Here is a 290-nt window from a genome sequence, read left to right as displayed (position 1 = left end):
ATACTTAATTTTTCATATTGAATAATAAAATTATTGTATTTTCCAACTTCCCTTTGTAACCTTCCTAACTCATTAGTGGTAAATTTCGAGGTAAGATTAAATTCTGTTCGTTCTAATTTAATATTATAATCCCTTAAAATATTATTTATATTGGTGATAATTTGCTCATCAATTGGTACTACAAATTGAAAACCTCTTTCTTCCTTGTCTGAATTAGCTGAATTTGATATTTTAGAATTTTGCTTATTTAATGTCCTTTCTTTTTTACCCATTTAGCTTTCTCCTTAATT

General features: G+C 25.2%; 1 pseudogene. It reads right to left on the bottom strand.

Annotated features, from left to right (window positions below):
* Positions 1 to 272: pseudogene (locus CD112_RS13490) on the bottom strand (DUF6038 family protein); the annotation flags it as partial.
* Between the last annotated feature and the right edge of the window lie 18 nt (positions 273 to 290).

It is taken from the genome of Staphylococcus simulans (genome assembly GCF_002902285.1).
Taxonomy (GTDB): Bacteria; Bacillota; Bacilli; order Staphylococcales; family Staphylococcaceae; genus Staphylococcus; species Staphylococcus simulans.
This window is presented reverse-complemented; position numbering and strand designations above follow the sequence as displayed.